The organism is Micromonospora sp. WMMD729, from assembly GCF_049315225.1.
Taxonomy (GTDB): domain Bacteria; phylum Actinomycetota; class Actinomycetes; order Mycobacteriales; family Micromonosporaceae; genus Micromonospora.
The window spans coordinates 4,544,589-4,562,589 of sequence record NZ_CP186059.1 but is presented as its reverse complement, the minus strand read 5'-3'; the positions used below and the strand labels follow the sequence as shown (position 1 = coordinate 4,562,589).

Sequence of the window (18,001 nt, the reverse complement as noted above, 5' to 3'; positions counted from 1 at the left end):
ACCTCCCGAGAAACTCATCGTTTGTTGAATTCCACGCTAGAGCGGAGTGGGCTGTCCGCGCAACGGCCGGCCTGTCCGCTGGTGCCCGCCCTCGCGCCCAGCGTGACAACGGGCAGTAGGCTTCGGACCGGACAGCGGGTCCGGCAACGGGCATTGCGTGCTGATCGGACGTACGGCACGATGACGCCGTGGGTCACGCTCCGTTACCGCACAGCGGATTTCTCGAGGACTGGGCCGCGCGGTTGCGGGACGCCGCCGAACGACCGGTCGTCGGCATCCTGCTGCGCGGCAGTCACGCCCGGCGGGCGGCCACCGCGCACAGCGACGTCGACCTCGACGTGCTGGTCGGTGGCTCGCCGTACGCCGCCCGCCGCGCGTACCTGGCCGAGACCGCCGGGCGGGTCACCCACGTCTCGGTGGCGGCGCGCGACGTCCGCTCCTGGGTGCACCGGCTCGGTGAGCCGGCCGACTGGGCGTTCGGACTGCCGGTCACCGCGCCGGCCCGGCTGCTCTGGGCGGACCCGCACTGGCGGCCCCGGATCGACCTGCCGGTGCTCTGCCAACCCGCCGAGCCGCCCCGGCTGGAGGAGCTGATCGCGCTGCTCGGCAAGGCCGCCGCCGCCCGGGCCGCGGCCGACCGCCTCGGCGTCCGGCTCGCCGTGGCGGACCTGGCCCGACTCTGCCCGTCGGTGCTGCGCCCGGCGAACCCGTCGGTGCGGGTGTCGTCCCGACGCGCGGCGTTCGCGGCCGCCCTGGAACTGCCGGTCGCCCCGGCCGGGTACCGCGAGGACATGCTGCTCTGCCTCGGCCTGCGTCCGGGCGCCACCGGGCAGCTCTGGGCCGCCGCCGTGCGGCTGGTCGCCGGCATCCTGCCGTTGATCCGCCCGTACGCCGCGGAGATCGCCGACGCCTCCGGCGCCGACCTGGCCGACGCCCTGGTCGACGGCCGCCTCGACCGGTACGTGGCCCAGCTGGCGCGGCCCGCGGGGCACCGGCCGCACCCTGGGCGGGAGCCGTCGCCGGTGCCCACGCCCCGTGCGGGACAATGGGCAACTGTGCCCGTACCTGACGCGCCGGTGACCGGCGTCCCCAGCGAACCGAGCGGCCCGGTGGCGTCGCCGCCGGTCCGTCCGTCCCGGCTCGATCCGGCCATCGCCGCCCGGCTGCGCCGCACCCCCGACGGCCTGGTCGCCGCCGTGGTACGCGCGCACGACTCCGGCGAGGTGCTGATGGTCGCCTGGATGGACGACGAGGCGCTGCACCGCACCCTGACCACCGGCCGGGCCACCTACTGGTCGCGCAGCCGGCGCGAGTACTGGGTCAAGGGCGCCACCTCCGGGCACCACCAGTACGTCCGCTCGGTCGCCCTGGACTGCGACGGCGACGCGCTGCTGGTCAGCGTCGAGCAGGTCGGCGCGGCGTGCCACACCGGGCACCGGACGTGCTTCTTCACCGAACTGCCGGTGACCGCGCCGGACGCGCGGTGACCACCGTGGGCGCGATCCGGCGCGACCTCGCGGCCGTCAACGAGAGGCGGGTCGCCGGATGACCGACGGCGCGGTGAGCCCCGACCTGGCCACCTTCACCGAACTGGCCGCCCGCTGGCGGGTCGTGCCGGTCACCCGACGGCTGCTGGCCGACGCCGAGACCCCGGTGGGGGTCTACCGCAAGCTCGCCGGCGGGCCGGGCACGTTCCTGCTCGAATCGGCCGAGCAGGGGGTCGGTTCGGCGGGCATGGCCTGGTCGCGGTACTCGTTCATCGGCGTACGGAGCAGCGCGACCCTCGTCGAGCGGGACGGCGTGGCGACCTGGCTCGGGCAGCCCCCGGCCGGGCTGCCCACCGACGGCGACCCGGTGCGGGTGCTGCGGGACACCGTCGCGGCGCTCGCCGGCCCGCCCGGCGATCCGGGCGACGGTCTGCCCCCGCTGACCGGGGGCATGGTCGGCTACCTCGGCTACGACATCGTCCGCCGTTTCGAGCGGCTGCCCGAGCTGACCGAGTCCGACCTCGGGGTGCCGGAGCTGGGCATGATGCTGGCGACCGACCTGGTGGTGCTCGACCACTACGACGGCTCGGCGATCCTGGTCGCCAACGCGGTGCTGCCGCCGCTGGACGCCCCGGGCCGCGACGCGCACGTCAGCGCCGCGTACCACCACGCGGTGGGCCGCCTCGACGCGATGACCACCGCGCTGTCCCGGCCCATCCCGCCGATGATCTCGACGGTCGCGCGCCCCCCGGCCGGCGAGGTCGTCTGTCGTACGCCCGAGGGGGGCTACGTCAAGGCCGTGCAGGCGGCCAAGGAGGCGATCCGGGCCGGCGAGTGCTTCCAGATCGTGCTGTCCCAGCGGTTCGAGCGGGCCACCCACGCCGACCCGTTGGACGTCTATCGGGTGCTGCGCACCAGCAACCCCAGCCCGTACATGTACCTGCTGCGCTTCGACGGGTTCGACATCGTCGGCTCGTCCCCGGAGGCGCACCTGAAGGTCACCGCCGGCGCGGACGGGCGGCGGCGGGCACTGCTGCACCCGATCGCCGGCACCCGGCCGCGCGGCGGCACCCCGGCGGCCGACGCCGGCCTGGCCGCCGAACTGCTCGCCGACCCCAAGGAGCGCGCCGAGCACGTCATGCTCGTCGACCTGGGCCGCAACGACCTGGGCCGGGTCTGCGAGCCGGGCAGTGTCCAGGTGCCCGAGTTCGCGACCATCGAGCGGTACAGCCACGTCATGCACATCGTCTCCACCGTGACCGGCACGCTGCGTGACGACCGGTCCGCGTTCGACGCGCTCGCCGCGACCTTCCCGGCGGGGACGCTCTCCGGCGCGCCCAAGGTGCGCGCCATGGAGATCATCGAAGAGCTGGAGCCGGTACGCCGGGGCGTCTACGGCGGCACGGTCGGCTACTTCGGCTTCGGCGGCGACCTGGACATGGCGATCGCCATCCGGACCGCGCTGATCCGTGACGGCCGCGCGTACGTGCAGGCCGGCGCCGGGGTGGTCGCCGACTCGGATCCGGCCGCCGAGGAGCAGGAGACCCGGGACAAGGCCGCCGCCGTGCTGGCCGCGATCGCCGCCGCCGAAACGCTCCGGGCCGCCCGATGAGCGCGATGACCGACCACGAGCGGCCGGAGCCGGGTGGGCGGGCCGGGGCCGGTCGGCGCGGGCTGGCGTACGCGATGCTGCTCTGTCTTGCCGGCGCGGGCCTGGCGGTGTGGGCGGCGACCCGGGGCTGGTCGGTCGAGGTGACCGCGCGGCCGGCGCCGCTGCCGCCGGTGCGGGCGGCCCGCAGTGGGGCCGCCCTGCTGCCGTGGCTCCCGGCGCTGGCCGTGGTGGCGTTGGCCGGTGGTGGCGCGGTGCTGGCCACCCGGGGTCGGGTACGGCGGCTGCTGGGTGTGCTGCTCGGCGCGTTGGGCCTGGCGGTGGCGGCCGGTGCCGGCTACGGACTGGTCGCCGACCTCGGCGGGGTGGTGAGTCGGCAGTGGCCGGCGCTCTGCCTGGTCGGCGGTCTGCTCGTCGCCGTGGGCGGGGGGTGGACGGCGCTGCGGGGCGGCGGGTGGCCGACGATGGGTGCCCGCTACGAGCGACCGACGCGGACCGTCACGGAGAGTACGTCGACGACGGCTGCCGGCCCGGGTCCGATGGCCGGTCGGCGGACCACCGAGGCGTGGGACGCGTTGGACCGGGGAGAGGATCCGACGGCCGGCTGAGGGCGCGTTCTCAGCCGACCGGCTGCCGGTCCCGCTGCGGGCGGCCGGCGACGGCGCGGGCGGCGGTCAGCTCGGCCACCAGGCGGTCCAGTTCGGCGCGTCGGTCGGCGCGGGCGCGGTCGGCGCAGACCGCCTCCCAGGCGTTGCCGCGGGCGGTGCGCATCCGGCCCTCGCCGACGACGGCCCGCTCCAGGGTGTGCACCACCCCGACGGCGAGCGACGCCATGGTCCGCGAGATGGTGGTCAGTCCGATGCTGGAGTTCGACTCGGCAGTATTCATGGCTCACTCCGCACGAGGAGTCGTCGACGGTGGGGCAGGCGCGTCGTCGAGTCTGCCCGAGGACGATGCTGACCGGCCGACGTTTCGCCCGGGTGACCGCCCCGTCAACTGTCTCGCCACGCCCACGACCTGGGAGGGGCCGTTCGGCCTTGAGCTTGCTCACAACATCGACTGCCGTCGCTGCCGTCGGGCGGCGACCCGGAGTGGATGGCATGATCGATGGGTCGGCTCGGTACGACCGGGGTCGGCGGGCTCTCGTCCTGTGACGGCGGTCGATACCGGAGGTGGCGCTGCGTGACATCCCGTTCACGGCAAGTCGGCCATTATGCCGCAGGCCTTTTCGTGAGCAGCGCCATACCCCCGGCTCCCGGCCTCGGTCGGCTGCCCCTAGCATCGGCCCATGACACCCGGAGAGGGGAGTCCGTTGGTGACTGCTGAGCATGCGCACGCGGAGGGGGACGAGGCCGGTCAGGCGGCGTCCGTAAGCGTGCTCGACGAGATTCTGGCCGGCGTGCGCGAGGACGTCGCCCGTCGCCAGGAGCAGGTTCCGTTGGAACGGATCCGTGAACTGGCCGCGGCCGCGCCGCCGCCACTGGACGCGTACGCGGCGCTGCGCAAGCCCGGTGTGGCGGTCATCGCCGAGGTCAAGCGCTCCTCACCGTCCAAGGGCCGGCTGGCCGAGATCGCCGATCCGGCCGACCTCGCCGTCGACTACGCGGCGGGTGGGGCGCGGGCGATCAGCGTGCTGACCGAGGGGCGCTGGTTCGGCGGCTCGCTGGACGACCTGGCCGCCGTCCGGGCCGCGGTCACCGTGCCGGTGCTGCGCAAGGACTTCGTGGTCTCCAGCTACCAGGTGCACGAGGCGCGCGCGCACGGCGCCGACCTGGTCCTGCTGATCGTGGCCGCCCTCGAGCAGAACGTGCTGATGGGCCTGCTGGAGCGGATCGAGTCGTTGGGCATGACCGCGCTGGTCGAGGTCCACGACGAGGAGGAGGCCGACCGGGCGCTGGAGGCCGGCGCGCAGGTGATCGGGGTCAACGCCCGTGACCTGCGTACCCTTCAGGTGGACCGGTCGGTGTTCGAGCGGATCGCGCCCGGCCTGCCGAGCAGCGTCGTCAAGATCGCCGAGTCCGGCGTGCGCGGCCCGCACGACCTGATCCGGTACGCCTCGGCCGGCGCCGACGCCGTGCTGGTCGGCGAGGGCCTGGTCACCCAGAAGAGTCCACGCGAGGCGGTGGCCGAACTGGTCAACGCCGGCAACCACCCGGCGACGCCCCGGCCGGTGCGCTGACCGCGCCGGTGTGCCGCCCCACCGAGAGGATTGTCCGATGAGCGCCGACGCGCTGGCCCCGGTGGCCGGTTCGCAGCCCGACTCCGCCGGTCACTTCGGTCGCTTCGGCGGCCGGTTCGTGCCCGAGGCCCTGGTGGCCGCGTTGGACGAGCTCGACGGGGCGTGGCGTACGGCGATCGCGGACGAGTCCTTTCGGGCCGAGTTCGGCGCGCTGCTGCGCGACTACGCCGGCACACCGTCGCTGCTCTACGAGGCCCGCCGGTTCTCCGCGAAGGTCGGCGCCCGGGTGCTGCTCAAGCGGGAGGACCTGAACCACACCGGCGCGCACAAGGTCCGCAACGTGCTCGGTCAGGCGCTGCTCACCAAGCGGATGGGCAAGACCCGGGTGATCGCCGAGACCGGGGCGGGCCAGCACGGCGTGGCCACCGCGACGGCCGCCGCCCTGTTCGACCTCGAGTGCGTGGTCTACATGGGCGAGGTCGACACCGAGCGGCAGGCGCTCAACGTGGCCCGGATGCGGATGCTCGGCGCCACGGTCGTCCCGGTCACCACCGGCTCGCGCACCCTCAAGGACGCGATGAACGAGGCGATGCGTGACTGGGTGGCGAACGTCGACGCGACCCACTACCTGATCGGCACCGCCGCCGGGCCGCACCCGTTCCCGGCGATGGTGCGTGACTTCGTCCGGGGCATCGGTGACGAGGCCCGCCAACAGTGCCTCGACCTGACCGGCGCGCTGCCGGACGCGGTCACCGCCTGCGTCGGCGGCGGTTCCAACGCGCTGGGCATCTTCCACGCCTTCGTCGGCGACGAGGACGTCCGGCTGTACGGCTTCGAGGCCGGCGGGGACGGGGTGGCCACCGGCCGGCACGCGGCCAGCATCACCGGCGGGTCGGCGGGCGTGCTGCACGGCACCCGCACGTACGTGTTGCAGGACGCCGACGGGCAGACCCTGGAGTCGCACTCGATCTCCGCCGGCCTGGACTACCCGGGCGTCGGGCCCGAGCACGCCTGGCTGCACGACACCGGCCGGGCCAGCTACCTGCCGGTCACCGACGAGGAGGCGATGGCCGCCTTCGAACTGCTCTGCCGCACCGAGGGCATCATCCCGGCGATCGAGAGCTCGCACGCGCTCGCCGGGACCGTGACGCTGGCTCCGAAGCTCGCCGCCGAGCTGGGCCGGGAGCCCACCATCGTGGTGAACCTCTCCGGCCGGGGTGACAAGGATGTGCACACCGCCGGGGACTACTTCGGCATCCTCGACAAGGAGCGCTGAGGTGAGTCGTATCGGGGTGGCCTTCGACAAGGCCCGGGCCGACGGACGGGCCGTCCTGGTGGGTTGCATGCCGGCCGGGTTCCCGTCCGTGCAGGGCAGCATCGCGGCCATGACGGCGATGGTCGAGGCCGGCGTCGACGTCATCGAGGTGGAGATCCCGTACTCCGATCCGGTGATGGACGGTCCGGTCATCCAGAAGGCCAGCGACATCGCGCTGGCCGGCGGGGTCCGTACGGCCGACACGATGCGCGTCATCGAGGCCGTCGCGGCGACCGGCGCGCCGGTCGTCACCATGACCTACTGGAACCCCGTCGAGCGGTACGGCGTGGACGTGTTCGCCCGTGATCTGGCCGCCGCCGGTGGCACCGGCCTGATCACGCCGGACCTGATTCCCGACGAGGCGGCCGAGTGGCTGGCCGCCTCGGACGCCCACGGGCTGGACCGCACCTTCCTGGTGTCGCCGTCGTCCACCGACGCCCGCCTCGCGATGACCGTCGAACACTGCCGGGGCTTCGTCTACGCCACGGCGGTGATGGGGGTGACCGGCGCGCGGGCGCGTACGTCGGACGCCGCTCCGACGCTCGTGTCCCGGGTGCGCGGGGTCACCGACCTGCCCGTCGGGGTCGGCCTGGGGGTGGGCACGGGCGCGCAGGCCAGCACCGTTGCCGGGTACGCCGACGGCGTCATCGTCGGCAGCGCGCTGGTCCGGTGTGTGCTGGACGCCTCCTCCGAGGCCGAAGGGCTGGCCGCGCTGCGTACCCTGAGCGCCGAACTGGCCGAGGGCGTCCGCAACCCGGCCCGCTGACCCTTCGGACCGTTCGCGGCGCGGGCGCCGGGCCTGCCGTTCGCTGAAGACCGTGATGCCTGTGCGTCATGGTGATGACGCACAGGCATCAGGCTCCCTGGCGGGTGCGCTCCCGGGCACAGGCTCGCCGACGGCCGTTGGCCCGGCGCGGGGGCCGGTATGTCGAGTCAGCGCCTGAGGGACGGGTCTGTCGCCGTCTCGCCGCGCTGTCCAGGGGGCTGACCGGCCTCCGGCCGATCGTCGCGAGCAGCGACCGGCCACGCCCGCGCGGCCGGTTCTCCCTCGGACGTGGGCCCGCTCCGGGTCACGGCCCGGAGTACGCCGGAGCGGCCGCCGAGCGCGTCGGTGACGGCCACCCGGGTGAGCGGGGTGACGGTATCGGGCAGCGCCGTGGGAATGTGCCATGTCAGCCGGCAACCCGGCCGGGGTTCGGCGGTCGATCCGTCGTCGTCGGCGGCGCGGGCGCGGAACACGTGCACCAGGATGTCCGGCAGCGGTCCGGCCCGCCCGGCCGGCGCGTGCGTCGTCGTGCCCGCGAGGTGGTACAGGCCGACCAGATCGACGAGGTTGATCTCCCGGCCGGTCTCGGCGCGGATGTCGCGCAGCGCCGCGCGTACCGGGCTCTCCGCCGGACGGAGACGGCCGCCGGGCAGCGCGTACCGGCGTTCGCCCCGGCCCTGCCGGCAGAGCAGCACCCGGCCGGCGGCGTCGGTGACGACCGCGGCGACCGCCCAGGTGAGCGCGCTCATGGACAAAGAGCCTACGGCGGTCCAAACCAGAAGTCATCGGGAACCGCGTGCGGCGGCCCGGGGTGCCGCTGCGGGGGTGCGCAGCGGTAGCGTGTGCACCCGTGACCATCGCCTCGCTATCCCCCCAGGCGGCCCTGCCCAGTCCCAGCACCGCTGTCTGGCAGCTCGGGCCGTTTCCGCTGCGGGCGTACGCGCTGTGCATCATCGCCGGCATCGTGCTGGCCTGCTGGATGACCGAGCGCCGGCTGCGCCGCCGTGGTGCCGCGCCGGGTGCGGTGCTCGACATCGCCGTCTGGGCGGTGCCCGCGGGCATCATCGGGGCCCGGCTCTACCACGTGATCACCTCGCCGGAGAAGTACTTCGGCGCCGGCGGTGAACCGCTGAAGGCGTTCTACATCTGGGAGGGCGGCCTCGGCATCTGGGGCGCGGTCGCGGGGGGCGCGGTGGGCGCCTGGATCGCGGCCCGACAGCTCGGCATCCCGCTCACCGTGGTGGCCGACGCGCTCGCTCCCGGACTGCCGCTGGCCCAGGCGGTCGGCCGGCTCGGCAACTGGTTCAACAACGAGCTGTTCGGCGGCCGGACCACGCTGCCGTGGGGTCTGGAGATCCACCGGATGGACCCGGACAATCCGGGGCACGCGCTGCGCGACGACGCCGGCCAGCCGATCCTCGAACCGGGCCTCTACCACCCGACGTTCCTCTACGAGCTGGTGTGGAACGTCGGGGTGGCGGGACTGGTCCTGCTGCTGGACCGGCGTTTCCGACTCGGCCGGGGCCGGGCGTTCGCGCTGTACGTGATGGGTTACACCGCCGGCCGGTTCTGGATCGAGTTGATGCGTACCGACGAGGCGAACCAGATCCTCGGCGTACGGCTCAACGTGTGGACCGCGGCCCTGGTCTTCCTCGGCGCGCTGGCCTACTTCGTACGGGTCCGTGGCCCCCGGGAGTACCTGATCCCGATCGGCGCGGCGGCCACCCCCACGCCGTCCACCGACTCCGACCTGTCCCAGGTCGACATCTCCGCCCGTGAGACGAGCGCCCGCGCCGCCGCCCCGGAGGGCTACCGGGTGGTCAGCGAGGAGCAGTACGACACCTGGCGGGACACCGGCGTGGCGCCACCGGAGGCGGCCGACGAGGTGCGCCCGGAGGACGCGGAGCCTTCCGCCGACGACGCGACCGACGGTGACCAGGTCACCGGCTCGACCGACGGCACGCCCGAGGCGCGCGACGAGGCCCGGGCCGACGCCACCGGCGTACGCCCCGCCGACCGGGACAGCTGAGCGGGGGCGGTCCGATGCGAAGCGCGGTGGTGGTCGGTGCCGGGGTCGGTGGCCTCGCGGTCGCCGGCGCGCTGGCCCGGTCCGGGTGGCAGGTCACCCTCCTGGACCGCGCCGAGCGGGTCCGCCCCGAGCCGACCGCCGTGGTGCTCTGGCCCAACGGCGTCCGCGCGTTGCAGGCCCTCGGCCTGGGCGCCGGGCTGGCCGCCATCGCCACGCCACTGCCCGACGGCGGGGTACGCCGTCCGGACGGGCACTGGCTGGTGCAGCCCCGGCCGACGCCGGCCGACCGGATGCCGGTGGTGGTGCACCGGGAGGACCTGCACGACGCCCTGATCGCCGGCCTCGGCGACCGGGTCGAGCTGCGTACCGGGGTGACCGTGCGGCACGTCCGCGTCGATCCGGGTGAACGGCCGGGGGTGAGCGACGGCCGGCACACCATCGAGGCCGACCTGGTGGTCGCCGCCGACGGCACGGACAGCGTCATCCGCCGCCAACTGGCCCCCGAAGCCGGCGTGGTCAGCTCCGGCTGCGCCGCCTGGCGGGCCGTCATCCCCTGGTACCGGGCACCCCGGCTGCCCGCCGATGCGCCGATCGCCGGCGAGGTGCTCGGCGCGGGTTACCGCTTCGTGGCCGCCTCGCTGGGCGAGCGGGGCTCCTCGGGTGGGTCCACGCGCGGTGGCATCTACTGGGTGGCCACGGCGGCCGGCGCGCCCCGCCCGGAGCCGCCGGAGACCCAACTCGCTCTGCTGCGCCGCTGGTACGCCGGCTGGCCCGCACCGATCGGCGCGCTGCTCGACGCCACCGACCCGAGTGATCTGGTCCAGCAGGAGGTGCGCGAGCTTCGCCCGCTGCCCCGCGCGTACGGCTTCGGCGTCGGGCCGGGTGGGGTCGTGCTGCTCGGCGACGCGGCGCACGCCATGCCGCCGCACCTCGGGCAGGGCGCCTGCCTCGCGTTCGAGGACGCCGCCACCCTCGCCTCGCTGCTGCGCGAGGCCCGGCTTCCCGACGCCGTGCAGACCTACGACCGGGTACGCCGTCCCCGGGCGGCGACCGTGGTCCGGCAGACCCGGCGCATGTCGGCGGTGTTGCAGACCCGGGGCCGGCTGGCGCTGCGGGCCCGCGACGCCGCGCTCGGCACGATCAACTCACGGCTGCTCTCCAGCGCCGCCGCCTCCGCGGCCCAGTGGCGTCCCCCGGCCTGACCGGCTCGTGGTGGCCCGGCCCGGCCTGAGCGGCTCGTGCCGGGCCGGCCGGCTGGGCGTCGGCCGGGCGGCTCAGGGGACCAGGGCGGCGGGTTCGGCGATGCAGGCGGTGCCGATGCGGCGGAAGCCGGCCCGCAGGTAGACCCGGGCGATCTCCTCGCTGCCGGCGGAGAGGAAGACGAGCCCGGTACCGGCGGCGAGCAGTTCCCGGGCGAGGGTGGCCGTCAGCGCGGCACCCATCCCGCGTCGACGGGCGGCCGGCAGGGTGGCCACTCCGGCGATCTCGGCGACGTCGTCCACCCGCATCGCCATGCCGCTGGCCAGCGCGCCCTCGGTCGGCGTGCCGGCCAGCGCGGAGATCCGTCGGCCGTCGGCGATGCGGGCGCGCTCCTCGTCGAGCGCGGCCAGCTCCAGCTCGGTGACCGCCGCGTCCCGCTCGGCCGGTCCGGCCTCGCCGGGCGCGGTGCCGGGGACGCCGAACGCCACGGCCGCCACGGCCCGCCGGGCGGCCACGTCCGCGGCGAAGTCGGGCGAGTCCGCCGCCAGCACCCGCACGGGTACGTCGGAGAGCGTCGCCGGGTCGGGCAGGGCGACCGGGTCGAGGACCATCAGTGGGGCCTCCAGCACGGACAGCCCGGCCGAGCGGGCCACCGCGAGGAACTCCGGGGTCGTCTCGTGCACCCACTCGAAAGCCTCCGGCAGGCCCAGCTCGCGCTGGCGGGCCCGTACGGACGTCACGTCGGCCAGCGACGGCGTCTCGGTGGCGTCGATCCGGGGCCGGGCGTAGAACGGCCAGCCGGCGCCCTCGCGGACGAACAGCACCAGCGCGCCGTGTTCCTCGACACCGGCGACGTCCCGGGGCACGGCGTCGTAGAAACGTTCCAACCGGTCGAAGATGTCCTTGCGCACCGAATCCACCGCGCGAGACTACACGTCCCAGACTCTGGACGGTGTGATCAATCTTGAGTGGCCTTGTGCCCCCAGCCCTAACGTAGACTCAATAGACCCACGGGCCGACGTCGTCCCCACCATGATCCAACCTGAGTGACGACAGGAGGCCCGGTGGCTCAGCCGTACGCGGATTCGACACAGCCGCACCCGCACAGCCCGCAGGCGTCCCCCACGCCCGGCCCCCGCCCGGAGGCCCAGGGCCTCTACGACCCGGCGCAGGAGCACGACGCCTGCGGGGTGGCCTTCGTGGCGGACCTGTACGGCCGACGGTCCCATTCCGTCGTCGCCAACGGGCTCGGCGCGCTCTGCCGCCTGGACCACCGCGGTGCCCGGGGCGCGGAGCCCAACACCGGCGACGGCGCCGGCATCATGATCCAGGTGCCGGACGCGTTCCTGCGTGCCGTCGCCGAGGTTCCGCTGCCGCCGGCCGGCGAGTACGCGACCGGCCTGGTCTTCCTGCCCGACGACGACGCCGCCGAGGCGCGCGCCCGTCGGGTGGTCGAGAAGTACGCGCTGGTCGAGGGCGCTGACCTGCTGGGCTGGCGGGACGTGCCGATCGAGCCGGACGGGCTCGGCGAGACCGCCCTGGCGGCCATGCCCCGGGTCCGGCAGGTCTTCGTGGCCGCGCACCGCCTCACCGACTCGCCCGCCGGGCCGGCCGGCTCCCCGCTGCGCGGCATCGAACTGGACCGGGTGGCGTTCTGCCTGCGCAAGCAGGCCGAGCGGGAGACCGCCGAGCGGGGCGTGCCGGCGTACTTCCCGTCGCTGTCCAGCCGCACCATGGTCTACAAGGGCATGCTCACGCCCGACCAGCTGCCGGCGTTCTACCCGGACCTGCGCGACGAGCGCGTCGACAGCGCCATCGCGCTGGTGCACTCCCGCTTCTCCACCAACACGTTCCCCTCGTGGCCGCTGGCCCACCCGTACCGGTTCATCGCCCACAACGGCGAGATCAACACGATCCGCGGCAACCGGAACTGGATGCAGGCCCGCGAGGCGCTGCTGCGCTCGCCGAACGTGCCGGGCAACATCCGCCGGGTCTTCCCGGTCTGCACCCCCGCCGCCTCCGACTCGGCGAACTTCGACGAGGTGCTGGAGCTGCTGCACCTGGCCGGTCGGAGCCTGCCGCACGCGGTGCTGATGATGATCCCGGAGGCGTGGGAGAACGACCCCGGCATGCAGCCGGACAAGCGGGCGTTCTACCGCTTCCACGCGAGCCTGATGGAGCCGTGGGACGGGCCGGCGTCGGTCGCCTTCACCGACGGCGAGATCGTCGGCGCGGTGCTGGACCGCAACGGGCTGCGCCCGGGGCGCTGGTGGCAGACCAGCGACGGTCTCGTGGTGCTCGGCTCCGAGGCGGGCGTGCTCGACCTCGACCCGGCCCGCGTGGTGGCCAAGGGCCGGCTCCAGCCGGGCCGGATGTTCCTGGTCGACACCGTGGCCGGCCGGATCGTGCACGACGACGAGATCAAGTCCGAGTTGGCCGCCGCCGAGCCGTACGCCGAGTGGCTGCACGCCGGGCTGATCGAGCTGGACGACCTGCCGGCCCGCGAGCACACCGTCTACACCCACGACTCGGTCCGTCGCCGCCAGCAGACCTTCGGCTACTCGCAGGAGGAGCTGAAGGTCCTGCTCGCGCCGATGGCGCGTACCGGCGCGGAGCCGCTGGGCTCGATGGGCACGGACACCCCGATCGCGCCGCTGTCGACCCGGCCGCGACTGCTCTACGACTACTTCCACCAGCTCTTCGCGCAGGTCACCAACCCGCCGTTGGACGCGATCCGCGAGGAGTTGGTGACCAGCCTGGCGTCGACGATCGGGCCGGAGGGCAACCTGCTCGACCCGGGCCCGGCGAGCTGCCGGCAGATCGTGCTGCCGCACCCGATCATCGACAACGACGAGCTGGCGAAGATCCTCTCCATCGACGAGGACGGTGACCTGCCCGGCTTCAAGGCCGTCCGGGTCTCCGGGCTGTACCGCGTCCGCGAGGGCGCGGCCGGGATCAAGGCGCGGCTGATCGAGATCTGCCGGCACGTCTCCGAGGCCATCGAGGACGGCGTACGCATCCTGGTGCTCTCCGACCGGGACTCCAACGCCGATCTCGCGCCGATCCCGTCGCTGCTGCTCACCGCCGCCGTGCACCAGCACCTGGTCCGCGAGCAGACGCGGACGCAGGCCGCGCTGATCGTGGAGTCCGGCGACTGCCGGGAGGTGCACCACGCGGCGGTCCTGATCGGGTACGGCGCGGCGGCGGTCAACCCGTACCTGGCGTTCGAGTCCGTGGAGGACATGATCTCCACGGGCGCGCTCGTCGGCGTCGAGTCGCCGAAGGCGGTGCACAACTACGCCAAGGCGCTCGGCAAGGGCGTCCTGAAGATCATGTCCAAGATGGGTATCTCGACGGTCTCGTCGTACTGCGGCGCGCAGGTCTTCGAGGCCGTCGGCCTGGACAGCCGGCTGATCGACAGGTACTTCCGGGGCACCCCGAGCCGGATCGGCGGCGTCGGGTTGGCCGGCGTGCACGCCGAGGTGGCCGCCCGGCACGCGCTGGCCTGGCCGCCGGCGGGCACCGCCGACTCGGACCGGCTGGAGGTCGGCGGCGAGTACCAGTGGCGCCGCGAGGGTGAGCTGCACCTGTTCAACCCGGAGACGGTCTTCCTGCTGCAACACGCCACCCGCAGTCGGCAGTACGACGTGTTCCGCCAGTACACGTCGAAGGTGGACGCGCTCGCCGCGCAGGCCGGCTCGCTGCGGGGCCTGTTCACCCTGCGTACCGGGGTGCGTTCGCCGGTGCCGATCGAGGAGGTCGAGCCGGCCACCGAGATCGTCAAGCGGTTCGCCACCGGCGCCATGTCGTACGGCTCGATCTCGGCCGAGGCCCACGAGACGCTCGCCGTCGCGATGAACCGCCTGGGCGGCAAGTCCAACACCGGCGAGGGCGGCGAGGACGTCGAGCGCCTGCACGACCCGCTGCGCCGCTCGTCGGTCAAGCAGATCGCCAGCGGCCGGTTCGGCGTGACCAGCGAATACCTGGTCAACGCCGACGACCTCCAGATCAAGATGGCCCAGGGCGCGAAGCCCGGCGAGGGCGGCCAGCTGCCCGGCAACAAGGTCTGGCCGTGGATCGCCCGTACCCGGCACGCCACCCCCGGCGTCGGCCTCATCTCGCCGCCGCCGCACCACGACATCTACTCGATCGAGGACCTCGCCCAGCTCGTGCACGACCTGAAGTGCGTCAACCCGGCGGCCCGGGTGCACGTCAAGCTGGTCAGCGAGGTGGGCGTCGGCACCGTCGCCGCCGGCGTGGCCAAGCTCAAGGCCGACGTCATCCTGATCTCCGGTCACGACGGCGGCACCGGCGCGTCCCCGATGAACTCGCTCAAGCACGCCGGCACCCCGTGGGAGCTGGGCCTGGCCGAGGCGCAGCAGACGCTGCTGCTCAACAAGCTGCGCGACCGGGTCACCGTGCAGGTGGACGGCCAGCTCAAGACCGGCCGGGACGTCCTGGTCGCGGCGCTGCTCGGCGCGGAGGAGTTCGGCTTCGCGACCGCGCCGCTGATCGTCTCGGGCTGCGTGATGATGCGGGTCTGTCACCTGGACACCTGCCCGGTCGGCATCGCCACCCAGAACCCGGTGCTGCGCGAGCGGTACACGGGCACCCCGGAGTTCGTGGAGAACTTCTTCCTCTTCCTCGCCGAGGAGGTCCGGGGCTACCTGGCCGAGTTGGGCCTGCGCTCCATCGAGGAGGCGATCGGGCAGAGCGAGCTGCTCGACGTGGCCCCGGCGCTGTCGCACTGGAAGGCCCACGGCCTCGACCTGGCCCCCGTCCTGCACCTGCCGGAGCTGCCCGCCGGCACCGTCCGCCGCGGCGTCCGCGCCCAGGACCACGGGCTGGAGCACGCGCTGGACAACGAGCTGATCGCGCTGGCCGCCCCGGCGTTCAGCGAGGGCGCGCCGGTGCGGGTCGAGGTAGCGGTGCGCAACGAGCACCGCAGCGTCGGCGCGATGCTCGGTGGCGAGGTGACCCGCCGCTTCGGCGGCGACGGCCTGCCCGAGGACACCATCGAGTTCGTGCTGCACGGCACCGCCGGCCAGTCCTTCGGCGCGTTCCTGCCGAAGGGCGTCACCCTGCGGCTGCACGGCGACGCCAACGACTACGTCGGCAAGGGCCTCTCCGGCGGACGCCTCATCGTCCGCCCGGACGCCGCCGCGCCGTTCCTCGACCCCGACGCCGAGCCGGGGCAGCGCGCGGAGGACCAGATCATCGCCGGCAACACCATCCTGTACGGCGCGACGGCGGGCGAGGTCTTCCTGCGCGGCCGGGTGGGGGAGCGGTTCGCGGTGCGCAACTCCGGCGCGGTCGCCGTCGTCGAGGGCGTCGGCGATCACGGCTGTGAGTACATGACCGGCGGCACCGTGGTGGTGCTCGGCGCGACCGGCCGCAACTTCGCCGCCGGCATGTCGGGCGGCACCGCGTTCGTGCACCGGTTGGACCGGGCCCGGGTCAACGCGGAGCTGGTCGACCTGGCCCCGCTGCGCGAGCAGGAGCAGACGCTGCTGCACGAGCTGGTCCAGCGGCACGTCGCGGAGACCGGTTCGGCGGTCGCCGAGGAGCTGCTCAAGCGCTGGCCGGAGGCGGTGGCCGAGTTCACCGCCGTGGTGCCCCGCGACTACCGCCGGGTGCTGGAGATCATGAAGGCCGCCGAAGCCGCCGGCCATGACGTCGACGACGCGGTGATGAGCGCGCTCAGCGCGCCCGCCGCGTCCGTGCCGCCCGCGCCGCGGGCGGCCGCCCCGGAGGTGGCCCGTGCCTGACCCGAACGGTTTCCTGCGCTACGACCGGCGTCTGCCGGCCCGCCGGCCGGTGCCGGTACGGATCAGCGACTGGCGCGAGGTCTACCCGCCGGCCGGCGAGGAGCTGATCCGCGAGCAGGCCACCCGGTGCATGGACTGCGGCATCCCGTTCTGCCACGACGGCTGCCCGCTGGGCAACCGCATCCCGGACTGGAACGACCTGGTGCGGACCGGCAACTGGGACGCCGCCGTGGAGTCGCTGCACGCCACCAACAACTTTCCGGAGTTCACCGGGCGGCTCTGCCCGGCGCCCTGCGAGGCGGCGTGCGTGCTCGGCATCGCCGGCGGCCAGCCGGTGACGATCAAGCAGGTCGAGGTGGAGATCGCCGACGCCGCGGCGGCGCGCGGGTTCACCCCGCGTCCGATCCCGGCGCCGTCGGGCCGGTCGGTGGCCGTCGTCGGCTCCGGACCCGCCGGTCTCGCCGCCGCCCAGCAACTCGCCCGCGCCGGTCACGCCGTGACGGTGTACGAGCGCGACGACGCGATCGGCGGTCTGCTGCGGTACGGCATCCCCGACTTCAAGTTGGAGAAGCGGCACATCGACGCCCGGTTGGCCCAGCTCACCGCCGAGGGGGTGCGCTTCCGCACCGGCGTGAACGTGGGCGTCGACGTCACCGCCGAGCAGTTGCGTGCCGAGCACGACGCGGTGCTGCTGGCCTGCGGCGCGTTGCAGGGCCGGGACACTCCGGAGACACCGGGGCGGGCGCTGCGGGGCGTACACCAGGCGATGGCGCACCTGGTCGCGGCCAACCGGGCGGTCGCCACGGCGACCACCGACGAGGCCGCCGAGCACCGGTTGGCGCGGGCGGTGCTGCCCGACGGCACCCCGATCGACGCGGCCGGCAAGCACGTCGTGATCATCGGTGGTGGCGACACGGCGGCGGACTGCCTCGGTGTCGCGCACCGGCAGGGCGCGGCGGGCGTGCACCAGCTCGACCTGTACCCGCAGCCGCCGACCGAGCGCGACGAGGCCCGGGACCCGTGGCCGACCTGGCCGTGGGTCCTGCGCAACTACCCGGCGCACGAGGAGGGCGGCGAGCGGGTCTTCGCCGTGGCGGTGCAGGAGTTCGTGGACGACGGCACCGGCCAGGTGCGGGCGGTACGGATCGCCGAGGTGACGGTCGAGAAGGTGGACGGCCGGCGGGTGGTCACCGTGGTGCCCGGCTCCGAGCGGGAGTTGCCGGCGGACCTGGTGCTGCTGGCGATCGGGTTCGAGGGCACCGAGCAGCAGCCGCTGCTGGAGCAGTTCGGGGTGGCCCGCAACGCCCGGGGCGCCGTCGACGTTCGGGACGACTGGCAGACCGCCGTCGACGGCGTGTTCGTGGCCGGTGACATGCACCGGGGCGCCTCGCTGATCGTCTGGGCCATCGCCGAGGGGCGGGCGGCGGCCGCCGCGATCCACGGCTACCTGGGTGGTGTCGGCGCGCTGCCGGCCCCGGTCGGCCCGGCCGCGCAGCCGCTGGCCGCCCGCTAGCTGAGGGGGTCCGGCCGGCGCGGCGGTTTCGCCGGGCCGGCCGGACATTCCCCGAGGTGAAACCATTCACAAATCTGGGCAAAAAGGTTTGAGTCGGCAAGACTTGTCGACCGCCGAACCGCGCCGCGATCGGCC

General features: G+C 74.2%; 13 protein-coding genes and 1 pseudogene. 11 read left to right on the top strand and 3 right to left on the bottom strand.

What is annotated here, in order from left to right:
• Nucleotides 1-188: 188 nt before the first annotated feature.
• The 4 genes and pseudogenes from ACN263_RS20695 to ACN263_RS20680 form a co-directional block, all read left to right on the top strand.
• Nucleotides 189-875: pseudogene (locus ACN263_RS20695) on the top strand (phosphoribosyl-AMP cyclohydrolase); the annotation flags it as partial.
• Between the two features lie 180 nt (nt 876-1,055).
• Nucleotides 1,056-1,487: a phosphoribosyl-AMP cyclohydrolase gene (gene hisI / locus ACN263_RS20690; RefSeq protein ID WP_422740768.1), complete on the top strand. Its 432-nt coding sequence runs from the start codon at nt 1,056-1,058 to the stop codon at nt 1,485-1,487.
• A 58-nt stretch (nt 1,488-1,545) separates the two neighbouring features.
• A complete protein-coding gene (locus tag ACN263_RS20685; protein WP_422736023.1) occupies nt 1,546-3,099 on the top strand; it encodes an anthranilate synthase component I in 1,554 nt (517 codons plus the stop codon).
• 5 nt (nt 3,100-3,104) lie between these two features.
• On the top strand, nt 3,105-3,704 hold the full coding sequence (locus ACN263_RS20680; RefSeq protein ID WP_422736022.1) for a Trp biosynthesis-associated membrane protein: 600 nt from the start codon (nt 3,105-3,107) through the stop codon (nt 3,702-3,704).
• A 10-nt stretch (nt 3,705-3,714) separates the two neighbouring features.
• Here the strand turns inward: ACN263_RS20680 and ACN263_RS20675 are convergent, their stop codons facing one another.
• A complete protein-coding gene (locus ACN263_RS20675; RefSeq protein ID WP_422736021.1) occupies nt 3,715-3,984 on the bottom strand; it encodes a hypothetical protein in 270 nt (89 codons plus the stop codon).
• 487 nt (nt 3,985-4,471) lie between these two features.
• On the opposite strand from ACN263_RS20675, the gene trpC reads away from it, so the two are divergent.
• The 3 genes from trpC to trpA are packed head-to-tail and all read left to right on the top strand — an operon-like array spanning nt 4,472 to nt 7,356.
• Nucleotides 4,472-5,275 carry an indole-3-glycerol phosphate synthase TrpC gene (gene trpC, locus ACN263_RS20670; protein WP_039906616.1) on the top strand — a complete coding sequence of 268 codons (804 nt, stop codon included), beginning with the start codon at nt 4,472-4,474 and terminating at the stop codon, nt 5,273-5,275.
• Between the two features lie 37 nt (nt 5,276-5,312).
• Entirely contained in the window at nt 5,313-6,551 is a 1,239-nt protein-coding gene (gene trpB / locus ACN263_RS20665) for a tryptophan synthase subunit beta (protein WP_422736020.1), read from the top strand.
• A gap of 1 nt (nt 6,552) precedes the next feature.
• Nucleotides 6,553-7,356 (top strand): tryptophan synthase subunit alpha, encoded by an 804-nt coding sequence (gene trpA, locus ACN263_RS20660; RefSeq protein WP_422736019.1) that lies wholly within the window; start codon nt 6,553-6,555, stop codon nt 7,354-7,356.
• Nucleotides 7,357-7,523: 167 nt separating this feature from the next.
• Here the strand turns inward: trpA and ACN263_RS20655 are convergent, their stop codons facing one another.
• On the bottom strand, nt 7,524-8,105 hold the full coding sequence (locus ACN263_RS20655) for an NUDIX hydrolase (protein ID WP_422736018.1): 582 nt from the start codon (nt 8,103-8,105) through the stop codon (nt 7,524-7,526).
• 101 nt (nt 8,106-8,206) lie between these two features.
• Between ACN263_RS20655 and lgt the strand changes: the two genes are divergently transcribed.
• Together lgt and ACN263_RS20645 are read left to right on the top strand one after the other, a co-directional pair.
• Nucleotides 8,207-9,385 carry a prolipoprotein diacylglyceryl transferase gene (lgt, locus tag ACN263_RS20650; RefSeq protein ID WP_422736017.1) on the top strand — a complete coding sequence of 393 codons (1,179 nt, stop codon included), beginning with the start codon at nt 8,207-8,209 and terminating at the stop codon, nt 9,383-9,385.
• Nucleotides 9,386-9,399: 14 nt separating this feature from the next.
• Nucleotides 9,400-10,587, top strand: a complete 1,188-nt coding sequence (locus ACN263_RS20645; protein ID WP_422736016.1) for an FAD-dependent oxidoreductase — start codon at nt 9,400-9,402, stop codon at nt 10,585-10,587.
• 72 nt (nt 10,588-10,659) lie between these two features.
• On the opposite strand, the gene ACN263_RS20640 is transcribed toward ACN263_RS20645, so the two are convergent.
• Nucleotides 10,660-11,505, bottom strand: coding sequence for a GNAT family N-acetyltransferase (locus tag ACN263_RS20640; RefSeq protein WP_422736015.1), 846 nt, complete (start codon nt 11,503-11,505; stop codon nt 10,660-10,662).
• A 144-nt stretch (nt 11,506-11,649) separates the two neighbouring features.
• On the opposite strand from ACN263_RS20640, the gene gltB reads away from it, so the two are divergent.
• Nucleotides 11,650-16,353, top strand: a complete 4,704-nt coding sequence (gene gltB / locus ACN263_RS20635) for a glutamate synthase large subunit (RefSeq protein ID WP_422736014.1) — start codon at nt 11,650-11,652, stop codon at nt 16,351-16,353.
• Nucleotides 16,346-17,866 carry a glutamate synthase subunit beta gene (locus ACN263_RS20630; protein ID WP_422736013.1) on the top strand — a complete coding sequence of 507 codons (1,521 nt, stop codon included), beginning with the start codon at nt 16,346-16,348 and terminating at the stop codon, nt 17,864-17,866. The genes gltB and ACN263_RS20630 overlap by 8 nt, the downstream gene beginning before the upstream one ends.
• The last annotated feature ends 135 nt before the right edge of the window (nt 17,867-18,001 follow it).